The organism is Paraburkholderia sediminicola (assembly GCF_902859805.1).
Classification (GTDB): Bacteria; Pseudomonadota; Gammaproteobacteria; order Burkholderiales; family Burkholderiaceae; genus Paraburkholderia; species Paraburkholderia sediminicola.
The window spans coordinates 535,980-552,965 of sequence record NZ_CADIKC010000001.1 but is presented as its reverse complement, the minus strand read 5'-3'; the positions used below and the strand labels follow the sequence as shown (position 1 = coordinate 552,965).

General features: G+C 63.1%; 18 protein-coding genes. 17 read left to right on the top strand and 1 reads right to left on the bottom strand.

Annotated features, from left to right (window positions below; translation table 11 throughout):
* Nucleotides 1-255 precede the first annotated feature (255 nt).
* A complete protein-coding gene (locus R8871_RS02480) occupies nt 256-441 on the top strand; it encodes a type II toxin-antitoxin system prevent-host-death family antitoxin (RefSeq protein ID WP_175048890.1) in 186 nt (61 codons plus the stop codon).
* Between the two features lie 32 nt (nt 442-473).
* Here R8871_RS02480 and gspK read toward each other — a convergent pair whose 3' ends face one another.
* The gene (gene gspK / locus R8871_RS02475; RefSeq protein WP_175048889.1) at nt 474-1,466 is read right to left on the bottom strand and encodes a type II secretion system minor pseudopilin GspK; all 993 of its coding nucleotides are present in this window, start codon (nt 1,464-1,466) and stop codon (nt 474-476) included.
* Nucleotides 1,467-1,712: 246 nt separating this feature from the next.
* Between gspK and R8871_RS02470 the strand changes: the two genes are divergently transcribed.
* The 16 genes from R8871_RS02470 (at nt 1,713) to R8871_RS02395 (ending at nt 16,967) form a co-directional block, all read left to right on the top strand.
* Nucleotides 1,713-3,410 (top strand): ShlB/FhaC/HecB family hemolysin secretion/activation protein, encoded by a 1,698-nt coding sequence (locus tag R8871_RS02470; RefSeq protein ID WP_175048888.1) that lies wholly within the window; start codon nt 1,713-1,715, stop codon nt 3,408-3,410.
* 73 nt (nt 3,411-3,483) lie between these two features.
* Nucleotides 3,484-5,295: a DUF2341 domain-containing protein gene (locus R8871_RS02465; protein WP_407673077.1), complete on the top strand. Its 1,812-nt coding sequence runs from the start codon at nt 3,484-3,486 to the stop codon at nt 5,293-5,295.
* Nucleotides 5,296-5,331: 36 nt separating this feature from the next.
* Nucleotides 5,332-5,742: an ExbD/TolR family protein gene (locus R8871_RS02460; RefSeq protein ID WP_175048887.1), complete on the top strand. Its 411-nt coding sequence runs from the start codon at nt 5,332-5,334 to the stop codon at nt 5,740-5,742.
* A 9-nt stretch (nt 5,743-5,751) separates the two neighbouring features.
* Nucleotides 5,752-6,459, top strand: coding sequence for a TonB family protein (locus R8871_RS02455; protein ID WP_175048886.1), 708 nt, complete (start codon nt 5,752-5,754; stop codon nt 6,457-6,459).
* A gap of 144 nt (nt 6,460-6,603) precedes the next feature.
* Nucleotides 6,604-8,430: a putative porin gene (locus R8871_RS02450; protein WP_175048885.1), complete on the top strand. Its 1,827-nt coding sequence runs from the start codon at nt 6,604-6,606 to the stop codon at nt 8,428-8,430.
* 8 nt (nt 8,431-8,438) lie between these two features.
* Nucleotides 8,439-9,161 (top strand): hypothetical protein, encoded by a 723-nt coding sequence (locus R8871_RS02445; protein WP_322789501.1) that lies wholly within the window; start codon nt 8,439-8,441, stop codon nt 9,159-9,161.
* Between the two features lie 37 nt (nt 9,162-9,198).
* Nucleotides 9,199-9,825 carry a YbjN domain-containing protein gene (locus R8871_RS02440; RefSeq protein ID WP_217468877.1) on the top strand — a complete coding sequence of 209 codons (627 nt, stop codon included), beginning with the start codon at nt 9,199-9,201 and terminating at the stop codon, nt 9,823-9,825.
* Complete coding sequence (locus R8871_RS02435) at nt 9,822-10,367, top strand: YbaB/EbfC family DNA-binding protein (RefSeq protein WP_175048884.1); 546 nt, start codon at nt 9,822-9,824, stop codon at nt 10,365-10,367. The genes R8871_RS02440 and R8871_RS02435 overlap by 4 nt, the downstream gene beginning before the upstream one ends.
* A gap of 3 nt (nt 10,368-10,370) precedes the next feature.
* A complete protein-coding gene (locus tag R8871_RS02430; RefSeq protein ID WP_175048883.1) occupies nt 10,371-11,261 on the top strand; it encodes a peptidylprolyl isomerase in 891 nt (296 codons plus the stop codon).
* Between the two features lie 25 nt (nt 11,262-11,286).
* Nucleotides 11,287-12,090, top strand: a complete 804-nt coding sequence (locus tag R8871_RS02425) for a hypothetical protein (protein WP_175048882.1) — start codon at nt 11,287-11,289, stop codon at nt 12,088-12,090.
* Between the two features lie 17 nt (nt 12,091-12,107).
* Complete coding sequence (locus tag R8871_RS02420) at nt 12,108-12,449, top strand: hypothetical protein (protein ID WP_246287319.1); 342 nt, start codon at nt 12,108-12,110, stop codon at nt 12,447-12,449.
* Nucleotides 12,450-12,502: 53 nt separating this feature from the next.
* Nucleotides 12,503-12,847 (top strand): hypothetical protein, encoded by a 345-nt coding sequence (locus R8871_RS02415; protein ID WP_175048881.1) that lies wholly within the window; start codon nt 12,503-12,505, stop codon nt 12,845-12,847.
* Between the two features lie 82 nt (nt 12,848-12,929).
* On the top strand, nt 12,930-14,351 hold the full coding sequence (locus tag R8871_RS02410; RefSeq protein ID WP_175048880.1) for a Do family serine endopeptidase: 1,422 nt from the start codon (nt 12,930-12,932) through the stop codon (nt 14,349-14,351).
* Between the two features lie 108 nt (nt 14,352-14,459).
* Nucleotides 14,460-15,050 (top strand): TetR/AcrR family transcriptional regulator, encoded by a 591-nt coding sequence (locus R8871_RS02405; protein WP_175048879.1) that lies wholly within the window; start codon nt 14,460-14,462, stop codon nt 15,048-15,050.
* Between the two features lie 164 nt (nt 15,051-15,214).
* Complete coding sequence (locus R8871_RS02400; RefSeq protein ID WP_175048878.1) at nt 15,215-16,192, top strand: zinc-binding dehydrogenase; 978 nt, start codon at nt 15,215-15,217, stop codon at nt 16,190-16,192.
* Nucleotides 16,193-16,355: 163 nt separating this feature from the next.
* Nucleotides 16,356-16,967: a glutathione S-transferase family protein gene (locus R8871_RS02395; protein WP_175048877.1), complete on the top strand. Its 612-nt coding sequence runs from the start codon at nt 16,356-16,358 to the stop codon at nt 16,965-16,967.
* Nucleotides 16,968-16,986 lie beyond the last annotated feature (19 nt).

Genomic DNA, 16,986 nt, shown 5'->3' with positions numbered 1-16,986 from the left:
GGGCCGCCAAGGTACGTATCATTTGTCGCTCAATCATAATATTTCGGGTCGCGAAATAAATGTTTGGTTGAAACTGCAACGATATGTTGTTAAACATAATCGCCGTCGCTAGAATGGGTCAGACAAATAAGTCAAAGGTCTTGACGTGCCGCTATTCACGGGCAGGTGCATCTGGCGGTTGCAGAGGGTGCCGGTCAGAAGACCCTCTATAAGGATCAACAGGTGGAGCAATTCTTTTGGCAACAGGCGGTCAGCATGGCCACACGAGATTTCAGCAGAAATCCATCGCATGCATTGAGAGAGGCGCAAAGCCATCCGGTTATGGTGACCAAATACGGTCAACCGGTTGCCTGCCTCGTGCCGATCGATTACTGGAACGCATTGGTCGATACGTTGCGCGATCGGGATATGTCGGAGCGTATTGAGCGGCGCGTCACCTGAATACTGTCGCGCGGCGTGAATGTCGCGCCGCTTCAGCTCGTCAAACGGTGTACCCACACCACTGCAGTCCAGCTGAAATCGCCAATGCCGTAGCGAGCGATCAGCGTGTCCACACGTGTGTCGATCCGGTCCGAAACGATCCGGCAATGAACAATGAAATAGCCGCTATCAACGCCAACCAGCGAACCGGCCGGCAATGCGCCGTTCGTAGTGGCGCCGGCCAGCACGGTGGCGATATCGCCGGTGCTCACGAAGTAGGCCGTATTGCGCCGCTCGATCAGCGTCTGCGCCTGTCCTGTCGAGAGCGTCGGAATCGCCGCGGCAAGAACCTGTGCAGGGGCGGTGTTCGCATTGACCATGGTGAAGTCGGGCAGCACCGTGGTGAGCGGCATCAGTGTTTGCACGGCCTTGGCGTCATAACCTGGAATGCGGATCAGATCGTCCACCGTCACAAGCTGCAGTGGCCAGCCGTCCGAGCCGGAGCCGTCCTTCAACGATTGCAGCATGTGCGCAGCGGTCAATTGCGCGAGGCCGGGATTCAGCCCGAGGCCGCTGAGTAAGCGCCGGTAGCCCGCCAAACCTTCGGCATTGATCTGGAACGGCGCGCTCGGTCCCGCGCGTGACACCAGGTTCATCAGATTGAATTTCGCCTGCGCGTCTTCCATGTCGCCGGAGATTTTCGCGTGCGCCAGCTCGCCATTCACGGACAGCACGTCGCGCGGCAGGAAGTCCGCGAGCGCGACGTCCTTCACCGGTAGCGACCAGCGCTGCCCCGCATACACCGCATTCGAGTTGGCGGCCTGTTCGCGCAAAACCTCTCGCGCCCATTGCACCGCAGCGCGCTCCGCCCACATGGTTTGCGCGGCCACGCGCTGATTTTCTACGTCACGTACGGCAACCAGTTCGCGCCAGACGAGGCTGGCCGCGAGCGTCGCCACCAGCGCGACGATGAGCAGCACGGTGATGATCGCCACACCGCGTTGACGGGCCATGCCGATACTGCCTGCGCTCCCCGCATGCTTCATGTCGCCCTCGCCCGTTCGCGTGATGCAGATGGTAGGACGGTGAGCGGCGTCTTCGCGTGACAGATGGTGAGTACATTTTTGAGCGCTGGAAATCCGAGCGTCGGGTTTTATGTATTTAGCTTCGTTGTACGTATAACCGGTCACAACGTGGACTTTCGATCTTTGTATTGTTCGTGACTTGAAAAATGAGCCGGACTCGCAATCCCGAATTCAACCGGCATATTCGAATCACGAAGGAGTGGCGCAATGACGCCAAAGTTGGACGGGGAAGCACGTATTCGTCGGCGCAGCTGGGTCGGCGTTCTGGTGATGGGGGGTGTCACGCTGACGGGAACGGCTCACGCGCAGTCGAGCACCGCCGGCGCAGCGCCGGCCGTTGCCGGCACACAGTCGTCGCAGGGTGGACCGGCCGCGCAGACTGCGCCGTCTGCCGGCACGGCGCCAAAAACTTTCGACGTGAACGAGTTCATCGTGCGCGGCAATACGACGCTTCCGGGTCTGGAAATCGAAAAAGCGGTCTATCCGTTCGAAGGTCCGGGCCGCACGCTCGCCGACGTCAACGCGGCGCGCGACGCTTTGCAGAAGGTGTATCAGGACAAGGGCTATCAGTCGGTGGTGGTTGAATTGCCGCCGCAGCAGGTGAAGAACGGCGTAATCGTGCTGCAGGTGGTGGAAGCGAAAGTGGGACGCTTGCGCGTGGAAGGCGCGAAGTATTACTCGCCGCTCGATATACGCGACGCCGTACCCGCACTCGCCGAAGGTGGCGTGCCGGATTTCAATCAGGCGCAGCAGCAGTTGACGGACCTGAACCGCTCTGCGGATCGCCAGGTGATCCCCGTGCTCAAGCCGGGCGCGCTGCCGCAAACGGTGGATGTCGACCTGAAAGTCGACGATCACAGCCCGTGGCACGGCACGCTCGACATGAACAACGACAACAGTCCGAACACCTCGTCGCTGCGCACGAGCGCGTCGCTCAGTTACTCGAATCTCTGGCAACTGGGTCATGTGCTCTCGGGTACCTACCTGATCGCGCCGCAGCATCCGCAGGATGCGCGCATCTACTCGTTTTCGTATCTCGCGCCGATCAAGGATTCGCACTGGAGCTTCCTTGCCACGGTGCTCCACTCGGACAGTAACGTCGCGTCACTCGGCGGCACCAACGTGCTGGGTAAAGGCACCACGTTCGGCTTTACCGCGAGCTACGCGCTGCCCTCCAGCGAGACCTATTCGCAGTCGGTCAGCATCGAGATCGATCGCAAGCATTACGACGAGAACGACACGATCGTCGGCCAGGGCACGAGCACGGTGCCGCTCACCTACGTGCCGGTCACGCTCGCGTACGCCGGCCAGATGAACCTGAAGAACTCGCAGACTTCGTTCGCGGCATCGCTGACGACCAATATCCGCGGTATCGGCAGCGACTGGAATGCGTACGACAACAAGCGCTTCAACGCGACACCGGACTTCGTGTACGGCAAGTTCGACCTCAACCATACACAGGACTTCGATCACGACATTCAGGCCAACGCGCACGTGAGCGCACAACTGGCGAATTCGCCGCTGGTGTCGAGCGAACAGTTCGCGGCGGGCGGCATGAACAGCGTGCGCGGCTACATGCAGGCGGAAGACACGGCCGACAGCGGCGTGGTCGGCTCACTCGAATTGAGGAGCCCGTCGATCTCGAAGTACCTCGGCAGTGCGATCGCAGGCAATGTGAACGAATGGCGCTTCCACGCGTTCGTCGACGCGGCGCACTTGTGGCTGCTGAGCCCGCTGCCGGAGCAGGTCGCGAGCTTCAACCTGCTGTCGGTTGGTGTCGGCACGCGCGTGCAGTTGCTCAAATATGCGAGCGCCGATTTCGAAGCCGGCTGGCCGTTGAAGGCGGGCGTCTACACGAAGCAGTACAGCCCGCGCTTCGATTTCTACGTGCGGGTGGGTTTCTGATGCACCACCTGCGCCACCTTGACCGATTTTCAAATCTCTTGTGCCGGCTGTTGCAGTCGGTTTTTCGGGGAGTATGACTGTGAAGCGAGCATTGTTCCTTTTAATCTCGGCCATGACGGTGCTGCTCGGCTGCGTGCCGGGCGTCGCCAACGCGTGGTGGCAGAACGACTGGTCGTATCGCAAGGCGATCACGATCGACACCAGCCCGAAGGGCGCGAACCTGACGGAATCGGCCGGTCGCGCACCGCTGCTGATTCGCCTGCATTCGGGCAACTTCCAGTTCGACGGCTTGCAGGACAACGGCGCGGATATCCGCTTCGTAGCCGCCGACGACAAGACGCCGCTCAATTACCAGATCGAGCAATACGACGCGGTGCTGGGCGTGGCGCTGGTGTGGGTCGACATCACACAGATGCCGGCCGGTGCGGCGCAGAACATCTGGATGTACTACGGCAACAAGAAAGCGCCCGACGGCAGCAAGCCGGCCGAGACCTTCGACGCCGACTACACGCTGGTGTATCACTTCAACGGCGCGGCTGGCGCGCCGTCGAAAGATTCGACCGCTTACGCCAACAATGCGCAGAACGCCCCGGCTCGAATTGCGGAAGACGGCATTGTCGGCCGCGCTGCGCAATTCAACGGCGCGAGTCCGCTGAACCTGCCCGCGAGCCCTTCGCTGAATCTGGGCGCGGGCGGCAGCTTTACTTTCAGCGCGTGGGTCAAGCCGGCCACGCTTGCAGCGAACACGTTGGTCTATGGCCGCCGCGACGGCGCCAATGCGCTGCTGATCGGGTTGGACAACGGCGTGCCGTTCGTCGAAGTGGATGGCGGTGCAGCGCCGCTGCGTACGGCGGCCGTGCCTGCGGTTGCGGCAAATCAATGGAGCCAGCTCGCCGTCACGGCCGACGGCAAGAACGTCACGCTCTACGTTGGCGGCAAACAGGTTGCGCAGATCGCCGCCGCGTTGCCCGCGCTGACGAGCGCTGCTGCAATTGGCGGCGATGTGGCGAACGCGCCCGCGGGTTTCGCCGGCTTCAACGGCGAGATGGATGAACTGCGCCTTTCCAAAGTCGCGCGTCCGGCGAACCTGATCGCACTCGACGTGCTCTCGCAAGGCGCCGAATCGAAACTCTTCAACTACGGCGCCGATGAAAAACAGTCGGGCTTCGGCTTCGGCTACTTCGGCGTGATCGTCAAGTCTGTGACGGTGGATGCGTGGGTCGTGATCGGCATTCTGATGCTGATGGCCGTGACCTCGTGGGTCGTGATGTGGACCAAGGCTACGTATGTCGGCACCGTCGACAAAGCCAATGGTTTCTTCGTGCAACGTTTCCGCGAAGTGGCGGGGCGCCATCTGGTGGGTCTGGCGCATACCGACGAGCGTAGCGAAGAAGGCCAGCGCCTGCGTCATTCGTCGTTGTACCGGCTGTATCGCGCGGGTGTCGCCGAAATTCACAGCCGCGTGGACGGCCACGGCCGCACGCTGATTACCGCCGAGTCGATCGAAGCGATTCGCGCCTCGATGGATGCCACTCTCGTGCGCGAAAACCAGCGTCTGTCGAAATCCATGGTGCTGCTCACCATTGCCATTTCAGGCGGCCCGTTCCTCGGCCTGCTGGGCACGGTGGTCGGCGTGATGATCACTTTTGCTGCCATCGCGGCCGCTGGCGACGTCAACGTGAACGCCATCGCGCCAGGTATCGCAGCTGCATTGCTTGCCACCGTGACCGGTCTGTTCGTCGCGATTCCCGCGCTGTTTGGCTACAACTACCTGCTGATTCGCAACAAGAACGTCACGGCCAACATGCAGGTGTTCGTCGACGAATTCGTGACGCGCCTCGCGGAAGCCCATCGCAGCGCCGACCATTCGCTGGCCGCCGAGTAACCCGCAGCGTAACCCGCAACCCAGGAGAAACGCGCCATGCAGGTTCAGGACGACGACAAGCCCTACGACGACATCAACATCACGCCGATGCTCGATCTCGCGTACGTGCTGCTGATCATTTTCATCATCATGACCACCGCGTCCGTACAAGGCATCAAGGTGGACTTGCCGAAAGCGAGTTCCGCGGCAAGTCTCGCGAAGCCGAAGACCAAGGCCATCACGGTGGCGGACTCGGGGCAGATCTATCTGGATGCGTATCCGGTGTCGATGAGCGAACTGGAAGACCGCTTGCGCACGCAGAAGGCGCTGACGCCGGAGTTCCCGATCGTCCTCAAGGGCGACTCGACGGTCGCTTACCAGAAGGTGATGGACGTACTCGATCTGCTGCGCCGTCTCGATCTTTCGCAGGTGGGGCTGGTGACCGGCAAAGCCCACCAGGGCGGATAGAGACCGGCCATGGAAACAACCTATACCAACGGGCCGGGCGGCTCCGGAAACGGACCGGGGCGCTTCGTCAAGCCTGTGTTGCTGGTGCTGATCGCGGTGGGACTGGTGGCGCTCATCTGGCACTTCGCTAGCGATACGGCGGGCGTCAAGCGGGCGCAGGCGCCGCAGGTGACGACGGTGATTCCGTTGCCGCCGCCTCCGCCACCGCCACCCAAAGAGAAACCGCCGCCAGAGAAGGTGCAGGAAGACGTCAAGACGCCGGTGGAGAAACCCACCGAAGTGCCGAAGCCAACGGAAGCGCCCAAGCCTTCGGACAACCAGCCGAAGCAGATGACTATGGACGCACCGGCCCAGGCCGGCACCGACAACTTCGGCATCGGCGCTGGCGACGGCAGCGGCATGGTGGGCAGCGGCGGAGGCGGCAGCTTCGGCAATAGCACTTACCGGCAGTACATCGGCTACCTGCTGCAAAGCGCGGTGGAGCGGGACAAGCAGGTGCAGGCGTCGGGCGGTGGATCGCGCTTCAACGTGAATCTGAACATCTGGATGGACCGGGACGGACGCATCACCAAGGCGGTGATCGTGCAGTCGTCCGGTGACAGCAAGCTCGACGACGCCGTGGTGGGCGCGGTTGAAGCGTTTAAGGCGGACCAGGCACCGCCGCCGCGCTCCGCTTATCCGGCGCTGATCAAGCTGCACGGCCGCTCGCCGGGCTGAACGCCACCGGGTTGGAATGAATGCGAAGCCCGGCAAGGAGCCGGGCAACGAACGTAACACCTGACACGAGATCGCAAAGCCGGTTCGCCCACGGGGGTGGGGCGGACTGTGCTGCAAAAAACGCACGTTATGTGGAGAACGGGAATGTCTATTCAGACGGCACGCAGTGGCCGCGGTCAGCGCGCGAGCAACGGCACGTTGCGGCGCTCGCGCATCAGTTTGGCGGTGCTGGCGTCATTGGGCCTCGGCCTTGGCATCAGCGCGGGGGCCGACGCGCAGTCGCTCGAAACGCAGGCCGCGACGGCGAAAGCCGCGCCGACCGAGAGCACGGTGATCAACCTGATCAACCTGCTGGTGAAGCGGGGTGTACTCACGCAGGCCAACGCGAACGAGCTGATCAACCAGGCGCAGAGCGAAGCGGCGCAGGCGAAAGCCGCGAATGCAGCGAACCCGACGGGCGCGCGCGGCGGCATGGCGGTGGTGAACGCGCCGACCCAGCCGGGCGATGTCGCCGTGCCCTACGTGCCGCAAGTGGTGCGTGACCAGATTCGCGACCAGGTCAAGCAGGAGGTCATCGCGCAGGCTAAGTCGGAGAACTGGGCGCAGCCCAACACATTCCCGGACTGGGTTTCGCGAATCAAGATCGACGGCGACGTGCGGGTGCGTGACGAGTATCACTTCTACTCGCCGAACAACGCGACAGGGCAGACCAACTTCGCGGCGATCAACCAGAACGGCGGGTATGACATCAACCCGAATACGAATACCGCGCTGCCGCCTTCACTGAACACCACGCAGAACCGCAACAACCTCGAACGCTACCGCGCGCGTCTCGGCGTGACGGCGTTGCTGTCGGATCAGTTCACCGCGGGCATCCAGCTCGCGAGCGGTAACGACAACGGGCCGGTGTCGACCACCTCGACGGCGGGCGGCGGCTTCGCGAAGAAAAACATCTGGCTGAACAAGGTCTACATCAACTATCAGCCGACGGCCTGGCTCAACGTCACCGCAGGCCGCTTCGACAATCCTTTTTTCACATCCGACCTGCTGTTCTCGAACGATCTGGAACTGGACGGGCTTGCTGCCAGCTTCCGGCGTGCGCTGCCGGCCAACCAGGACGTGACGCTGTTCGGCACGCTTGGCGTGTTCCCGATTCAGTACACGAGCGAGAGCTTCCCGTCGAACAGTCTCGACAAGTCGGGCACCGATACGAAATGGATGTTCGGCGCGCAGGTGGGCGCCGAATGGAAGATCAATTCGCAGAACCGCGTGAAGGGCGCGCTTGCTTACTACGACTACCAGAACCTGCGCGGCACATTGTCTTCGCCGTGCGCGCTGTATCTGGGCCAGACGAGCTGCAGCACGGACAACGAAGCGCCGGCCTTCGTCCAGGGCGGCAATACGCTGGTCGCGCTGCGCAATATCGCGCAGAACCCGAATCTCGCGCCGGGTTTGACGCCTGATCCGCAGGTGTTCGGCCTCGCTTTCAACTACCGTCTGTTCGACGTGAAAGCGCAGTGGGACACCGTGGTGGCGAACCGCATGAAGCTGCGTCTGGATGGCGAATACGTGCGCAACCTGGCCTACAACGAGAACAAGGCCTTCAGCGCGGCGACGCTACCGGTGAACAACTACAACTCGAACTCGACGACGGTGTCGCAATCGGATTTCAGAAGCGGTCCGAACGGCTTCCTCGCGAAGGCGACTGTCGGCGAGCCTGATCCGAAGAACAAGGGCGAATGGAACTTCTCGATCGCCTACAAGTATCTGCAACCCGACGCAACGCTCGACGCCTTCACCGATCCGGACTTCCACCTGGGCGGCACGAACGCGAAGGGCTACATCCTCTCGGCCGCCTATGCGGTGGCGCGCGATACGTGGTTGTCGGCGCGTTATCTGAGCGCGCGTGAAGTGTACGGACCGCCGGTGTCGATCGACGTGTTGCAGCTTGAAATCAACGCGCGCTTCTGAGGCTGCTCATGAAAATGCCTAATCCCCTGAGCGTACCGCGGCTGTCTGGATTGCGTGAACCGCTCGTCGCCATATCGGCGCTTCTGTGTGTGTTGCTGAGTGCGCCGGGCGCAGCGTGTGCGCAAAGTATCGAAGACAAGTTGCGCACCCAGTTGCGCTCGACCACGCAGGATCTGCGGCAGTTGCAGGATACGCAGGCGCAGTTGCAAGCCGACAAGACTGCCGCCGAGCAACAACGCGACAAGGCCCTTGCCGATCTGAAGCAGGCGCAGGCCGACCTCGCGGCCGCGAAGGGCAAATCGGGCGCCGAAGTGGCGGCCGAGCGGGCACTGTCGAGTGAAAAGGCCAGTCACGCGCAGGACACGCAGCAACTCCAGACCTTGCGTACCGCGTATCAGAATCTGCTTGCCACCTCGCGCTCGCACGACGCCGACCGGACACAGGCGCAGACGGAACTCAAGGCCCGTGAGACGCAACTGCAGCGTTGCGAAGCGCAAAACGCGCAGCTGGATCAGGTCGGTCATGAAATTCTGAGCGCGTATGAGCATGTTGGTTTCGGCACGCTCTTCAGCTCGCGCGAGCCGTTCGCCCAGAGCGCACGCGTGAAATACGACGAAATCGCGCAACGTTATGGCGACGCGCTGCATGCCGGCCGTTTTAATCCCGCAGCCGCGCCGGCCGCTGCTTCGTCCGATCCTGCGGCAGCGGCTGCTTCCGCCGCGGCGAAGTAATCCCCATCAAAGCTCCTGAACAACCGACACGGAATACATGATGAGCACTCTAGACAACAGCAGCGATGCGAAGGCCAATCAAAGCGCGGCCCATCTGAACACGGAGAACCTGATCGATTCGATCGGCGTCGAGCAACTCGCGGACGTGCTTAAGTCGGCGGGCTATCGCGTGACCTCAGCCGAGCAGAACGGCGTCGTGCAACTGATGAGCGCGAGCCAGGGCGTGGGCTTCGTCGTGCGCTTCGGCAACGGTGTGCAGCCGGGTGTCGTTCAAACGGCTGATGGCACGCCGGTGTACCTCGACTACACGCTGAGTTGCGCGATGCAGGTGCAAGGCGACTTGCCGGTGGATCTGGTCGCCAGCTGGAACCGCACCAAGCGCTTTGCGCGTCTCGCGGCGCACGGGCAATTCCTGCTCCTCGAAATGGACGTGGTGGTCGCGGGCGGCGTGAGCATGCGTCATCTGCTGTCGACGATCGAACTGTGGGACCGGCTCGTCCAGGAGTTTCTCCTGCATCTGCGCAACCGGCCGGCTATGGCCGCAGCCGAAGAGGCGGCACGCAAGCCCGCCGCGACTGAGTCCGGCGAGCGTGACGTGGCCGGTGAGGCCGGGAGTGCGCGTTCGGCGAGCAGTTCGGCCGACGGCAAGGCGACGCTGCAGTGACGCGCGAACCCCGCAAGCACCGCGGACTGCGCGCGCTCGGCGCGGCATTGTTCGCGCTGTTAGGCGCCGGTGCACAGGCGCAGTCGCAACCGGTACCGGCCGCGCAGGCGCCGCAAGCGTGGGTTGCCTACGCGCAAGGCGTGGGGCAGCAGTTCCAGACCGCGCTCGAAGGGGCGAGCGCCGAGGCCCAGCGCTTCCATGCGTTCCTGGAACTGCGCGCGGCGTCCGATAGCGAGGCCGGCAGTGCGCCGCCCATGTTGAGCGTCAAGGTGTGGCTCGACGCAAGCGGGCACATCGTACGGGTGGCGTTCGCACCGCTCGGTGACCAGCAGGCCGATGACGATCTGCGCACCTTGCTGCTCGCCCAAAGTGCCGGAGTGCCGCCGCGTGGAATGCGGCAGCCGCTGGTTGTGCGTCTTCATCTATCGGACAGCACCGTGGGCGAAGTACGTGACGGACAATTCAGGCAACTCGGACAACCCGCGCAGGGCACAGCCCCGCTGGCCGCGCGCCGCCCCGATTTGCACAATTCGCAGGAGTAGCAGATGAAACGTTTGATGATGCTCGCGGGCGCGTGTGCGCTCAGCGCGCCTTTGCTTGCGTCCGCGCAGAGCGCGGTCATCGCGAGCGCCGGTCAGGCATCGGTCACGCAGACGCAGATGACCACCTTGCTCAAATCGCTCGATGCGGAGACCCGCGAGCGGCTCGCCGCCGATCCGGCGAGTCTGGATCAGCTGGTGCGTGCGCGGCTCGCGCAGTCGGTGGTGGTTGCTGAAGTCAAGGCCAAGGGCTGGGATCAGCAGCCGGAAGTCAAACAGATGGTCGAACAGGCCGAGCGTGACACGCTGATGCGCAGCTATCTGGCTTCGGTCGCGGCGCCGCCCGCGAATTACCCTTCGGATGCCGAAGTTCAGGCCGCCTACGATCAGAACCGCACTGCGTTCTCCACACCGCGCGCGCTTCATTTTGCGCAGATCTACATTGCTGTTCCGCCTGACGCCGATGCCGCGACTCGTGCAAAATCACGCAAGCAGGCCGACGATCTGGCGCGCCAGGCCCATGCCGGCGGCGCGGATTTCGCCGCGCTTGCAGCCGCGAATTCGCAGGACAAACCCAGTGCGAGCCAGGGCGGAGACATGGGCTTTGTGCCGGAAGGTGTGCTCTTGCCGGAAATTCGCAAGGCGGCCGATTCCATGAAGCCAGGCGACATCTCCGCGCCGATCCAGACAGCGGCCGGCTTTCATGTGATGAAGCTCGTCGACGTTCGCGCAGCCGGTGTGCGCCCGCTTGCTGACGTGAAGGATCAACTGCGCGCGATGCTGCGCCGGCAGCGTACCCAGCAGAACGTGCAGGCGTATCTCGCGAAGCAGGTCGGCCCGGGCACGGTCGCGATCAATGAAGACGCGTTGAAGAAAGCGCTCAGCGCGGCGCAATAAGCGCGGCCGCCACAGGACGGGGAACGTGGACAAAGGCTGGCATCCGCTCGATGAGCGCTACGTCGAAGCTTACGGCGCTTACGCGCGGACCCAGGCGGGGGATGGGGCTGTGTCGGCTAATCCGCGCTGCCCGTTGTGTCTTGCCGAGCTGGTGTTCACGCATCGGCGACGCGGCGGCTATCGCTACTACCGGCATCTGGACAGCGCCGACGATGCGCGATGTCCGCTCACTACGTCGAGCTACGAGCCGGCTGGTTTGACGGTGGGCGCGAGTCTCGATACGAACGCGAACGGCTTGGCGGGAGGGGCCGCCGGGCCGCTCCATCGCGAACGGTTTCTGCAGCATTGGCAGCGTCACTTCCGGATCGCGCGGCACGCGGCGCCGCCCTTGACGCTGGAACGCTTCGCCCGCCTGATCGAATACGCCGACGTTGTGGACCTGTGGCGCTATCCGGCATTCGATGAACGCGACGTGCCCTATGTACTTCTTGCGTTGGCGGGCTTCATCAGCGTCAACGACCGCGACGAGCGAGCCCGCATTCGCTTGTGTTTCGACGGCAGTGTTCGCGATGTCGGCGATCTGTGGCGCGATGAACGGCGCGTGCCGGCGGGGCTTTTCCGGGTAACGTATCGGGAGCCGCTGCACACGCCGTTTCCGACGGCTGCGGATATTCTGTTCTGGGAGCCGGTGGAGCGTATCGAACGACTCGCGGATTGCCCCGCGCCTCGCTTGCGGCAGACGCAGATCAGGGCGTTCAACCGGTTTATCGGCGGCTATGAGCGTGAGCGGGACAGGCGCGGCGAAAGGGATGCCGGAGAGTCCGAATGATCGGCGAGGCGACTGATATGCGCAAACGAATGCGGGCGAGCGTTGTGATGGTTGTGGCGGCCTGTCTGTTGCCCGCGGGGTTGACATTCGCGCAGACGCCGCCGGCTTCGCCGTCAGCCGGGCAGGCCTCGAAGCGCGTGTGTGTCGACGTTGAGATCGACGGAGAGCGGGCCCTCTCGTACGACTGCCTGAGCCGGCAGTTGGCGCCCACCGTGCCTGCGGACGTTGCTGCTTCGCAGAGCGCGGCACAGGCGCTGGCAAACGGGCCTTCCAACCGGGTCGGCACGTTCAACCTGTCGGCCGAGCGCAACCGCTTCGGTGCGAACTGGGGCAAGTCGATCACGCCGCAACGGCCATAGGCGTTGCCGGCTGTGCTGATCGGACGCCAGAGACAAGAACGGATATGAGGCGCATGAAGCACCCTCTGGATCTGCAACTGAAAGTCGTGCTGGTCGGTGGCGTAAGCGGTTACGGCGTGGCCGCCTACGGGATCAGGCCGGGCGGAAACGACGTCTGGGTGGCGGACCGTGAAGCGCCCTGCATGCCGCAGGAACGGCTCCTCGGCGTACCCAATCCCGTCATGATGAGGTGGCACGCTGACGCGGCGGGGTGGCGCGACGCCGGCGCGCCAGATTTCGGCCGCTGGATCCAGCAGGTTTGCCGCGCCTGCTCCAGTGGACGCGGCGAGCGCGGTAGCACGAACGTGGCTCCGCGAGCGCGGCAAGCCGCCCGCCGTGTGGTGCTCTGGGATGAGTGATGGCAGTGAGCGTGGGTAAGCGCGCGTAGTGGCGTTTGGCGCGCAGTGGCTTGACACAACATCGACTAACGTCGGACTTGATATGACGCGCAGCTTACGCAACGTGCAGCGGGTGATCCGGCGGGCCTGGCTGCTCATCGGTCTTGTGCTGGCCGGCACCGGGCCCGTAGCCCTCGCCGGCGCACAGGAAACACCCACGGCCGCCGCGCCGGTGATGGCCCAACTGGCCGTGCCCAATTTCGCGGCACTCGCGCGGCGTTACGGACCAGCGGTGGTCAACATCAGCGTGACGCGCGAAGTGACGCAGATGGGCGTGCAACTCCCACCGGGTATCGCGCCGGACAATCCACTCGCGCCCTTCCTCGCGCGCCGCGTGATTGGCAATCGCGAAGAGGTGAGCCTGGGGTCGGGATTTATCGTGAGCGCGGACGGTTATATCCTGACCAACCGGCACGTGGTCGGCGATGCCGCCGCGGTCGACGTGAAGCTGACCGATAAACGCGAATTCAAGGGCAAGGTGATCGGCAGCGACGCGCTATCGGATGTAGCGCTCGTGAAGATCGATTCCGATAACTTGCCGGTCGTGGTAACAGGCCGCCCCGAGCGCACGAGTGTAGGCGACTGGGTGATGGCAATCGGCTCGCCGTACGGCTTTGCGAACACGGTTACCGCCGGCATCGTCAGTGCGAAATCCCGTTCGCTGCCGGGCGAGGCGTACATTCCGTTCATTCAGACCGATGTGCCGATCAACCCGGGCAACTCGGGTGGCCCGCTCTTCGACCTCGACGGGCGAGTGATCGCGATCAACTCGATGATCTACTCGAAGACGGGAAGCTACCAGGGGCTGTCCTTCGCGATTCCGATCGATGTCGCGCTCAACGTCAAGGAGCAATTGCTGAAGACTGGCCACGTCAGCCGCGGGCGTTTAGGGGTTGCCGTTCAGGAGGTCAGCCAGTCGCTGGCGCAGTCGTTCGGGCTCGCGAAGCCGGATGGCGCGTTGATCAGCATGGTCGAGGCGGGCGGTCCGGCCGCGCAGGCAGGGCTCCGGCCGGGCGACGTGGTGCAGGCAGTCGACGGTGTCGAGATCGGCGAATCGGCGGACTTGCTGACAACCGTGGCAAAAATACGGCCCGGCCGGACGGCGGATCTGCTCGTATGGCGCTCGCGGACCGCGGCGTTGATCGAGGTCACGGTGGGCGAACTCGACAGCAACGGCTCGCCAGTCATGACGCCGACGCCCGCGCGTTTAGGGGTGACGGTGCGTCCGCTGACGCAGCAGGAGCAGCAGAGTGTCGGCGTCGATCACGGCTTGCTGGTCCAGCAGGTGAGCGGGGCGGGGGCACGCACGGGTTTGAAAGCCGGTGACATCGTGCTGTCGGTCAACGAGACGCCGGTGACGTCGATCGAAGAAATGGCCGAGCAGATCCGCCAGGCGCGCGGCAGTGTCGCATTGCTGATTCAGCGTGGTGCGGCGCGGCTCTATCTGCCGGTCTCGCTGGGTTAAGCGACGTTGTGGGCTGGATAGGCGCCCAACCAGGACCACGGGCAGTCAGTCAAGTCGCACATACGCGCTCTAGACGACTGGTCTAATTGAGGCCATAATCCGCTTCCTATGAGAGCAAGCCATCCCCACATTCGCCGCCACATCCTCGATGCCGGGCGCGCGCTGATCGCACGCAAGGGCTTTGTCGCGGTCGGGCTGAATGAGATTCTGACGACCGCCGAAATCCCGAAGGGCTCGTTCTATCACTACTTCGGCTCGAAGGAATCGTTCGGCAGCGAGTTGCTGCAGCAATACGTTGCCGACTACGCGGTGCGCCTCGACGAGCTGTTCGGCCGGCCCGGTGTCAACGGCCGTGACAAGCTGCTGAGCTATTGGGCTGCCTGGCAGCAGGAGCAACTCGATCAGGACGGCGACGAAAAGTGTCTGGTGGTGAAGCTGAGCGCGGAAATCGGCGACCTGTCCGATGAAATGCGCGTGGTGCTGCGCGACGGCGTCGACCGTTTGATGCTGCGTCTTGCTTCCGTAATCGAAGAAGGCCAGACAGACGGTTCGCTTTCGCCGGAGATCCGGGCTCGGGAGGCGGCCGAACTCCTGTACCACATGTGGCTCGGCGCGGCGCTCGTCACCAAGCTGCGACAGGATGGAAGCGCGATGGCGCAAGCCATGGCGGTCACACAGAGCGTCCTGCGAGCGGCATGACATGGTTGCGGCCGAGGTCGTGATGCTGATGAAGCGCCTCGAACAGAAACATCAGCCGAAGCACACAGAAAACCATTTGCAGAAGCACCCAGAGAAGCACTCGCAGAACCCCTCACTCCGCGCAGAACGGAGTCCTCATCGTTGCACATTCCAGGAGATCGACTTTGCGTAGCGTTATCTATTCCTCTTTCGGCAATCCCGCCGAGGTGCTGCAGGTTGCGGAACGTCCCACGCCGAATCCCGGCGCGGGCCAGGTGCGCATCAAATCGACCTTGTCGCCGATCCACAATCACGACCTCTGGACGATTCGCGGTCAGTATGGTTATAAGCCGAAACTGCCGGCCGTGGGCGGCACCGAAGTTGCCGGCGTGATCGACGCGATCGGCGAAGGTGTCGAACATCTGAAGCCCGGTCAGCGCGTGGTGGTGGCCGGCATCTACGAGGGCTGGGCCGATTACGTTCTGGCGCCGGCGGCAGCGGTGGTTCCGCTGCCTGATGCGATCAGCGACGAAACAGGTTGCCAACTGATCGCCATGCCGTTGAGCGCGGTCATGTTGCTCGAATATTTGCACCTCGAACCCGGTCAGTGGTTCATCCAGAACACGGCGAACGGTGCGGTCGGTAAGACGCTGGCGATGCTGGCCAACGCACGCGGCATCAATGGGGTGAATCTGGTCCGGCGCGAGGCGGGCATTGCGGAATTGGCCGAGGTTGGAATCGGCAATGCAGTGTCGACTGAAAGCGACGGCTGGAAGAAACGGGTTCGCGAGATTGTCGGCGATGCACCGATTCTGGCAGGTGTCGATTCAGTGGGTGGCGACGCCAGCGGTGACATCTTTGGTCTGCTTGGCGAAAACGGCACCCTGGTGTCGTTCGGCGCGATGTCCAATGAGCCGATGCGCCTCAGCTCCGGCGATGCAATCTTCAAGCAGGCGACGGTCAAGGGTTTCTGGGCGAGCAAGATTTTCGAGGTCACTTCGGGTGCGGATAAAGCGCGAATGATCGGCGAATTGCTGAGGCTCGCTGCATCCGGCGAGCTTAAGCTGCCGGTTGAAGCCGTCTTCGATGTGGAGAACGCGGCGCAAGCGGCAGCGATGAGCGCGAAGAGCGCGCGCAAGGGCAAGGTGCTGTTGCGGTTCTAACGAGCAGAGGCGTGTTGCTGCATCGACGCACCAGTTTATGCCGCGCAGTGTCATGCTGATGCCAGCTCGCAAGATCCTTCCAATGCCTGCCCACGTGAATCGCCGAACGGTTTCGGGGCAGGCGGTGGCCGCACTTTCTCTCACCGGCTCAACAAACTACTCCATGATCGAAGTCCATCACCTCAACGAATCCCGTTCGCGCCGCATTACCTGGTTGCTGGAAGAACTCGGTCTCGACTACACGCTCGTTCAATACCAGCGGAATCCGCAGACCCGTCTTGCGCCACCGGAACTGATGGCGATCCATCCGCTGGGCAAGGCCCCCGTGATTCGCGACGGCGAGAAAGTGATTTTCGAGTCGGGCGCGATCGTGGACTATCTGATTCGCCGCTATGGCAACGGCCGCCTGGCCCCCGCATACGGAACCGACGAGTACGATCGTTACGCGCAGTTCCTGCACTATGTGGAAGGCTCCGCCATGCTGCCGCTGATGCTGAAGCTGTACACGGCCCGTCTTGGCGAAGGTGCGGCTCCGTTGCAACCGAGAATCGAAAGTGAGCTGCAGAATCACTTCGGTTTTCTGAATCAGGAGCTGGCCGGCCGCGATTATCTGATGGGCGATGAATTGACGGGCGTCGATATCCAGCTCTCGTTCGTCGCGCAGACGTGTCTGAAGTTTTGCGGACGCGACGCGTTCCCGCATATCACTGCGTTTGTCGATCGTATTGAGGCGCGGCCCGCGTACCAGCGTGCGATGGAGAAGGGCGGCGCGTAAGCGGCTGAACGCGGTTGCT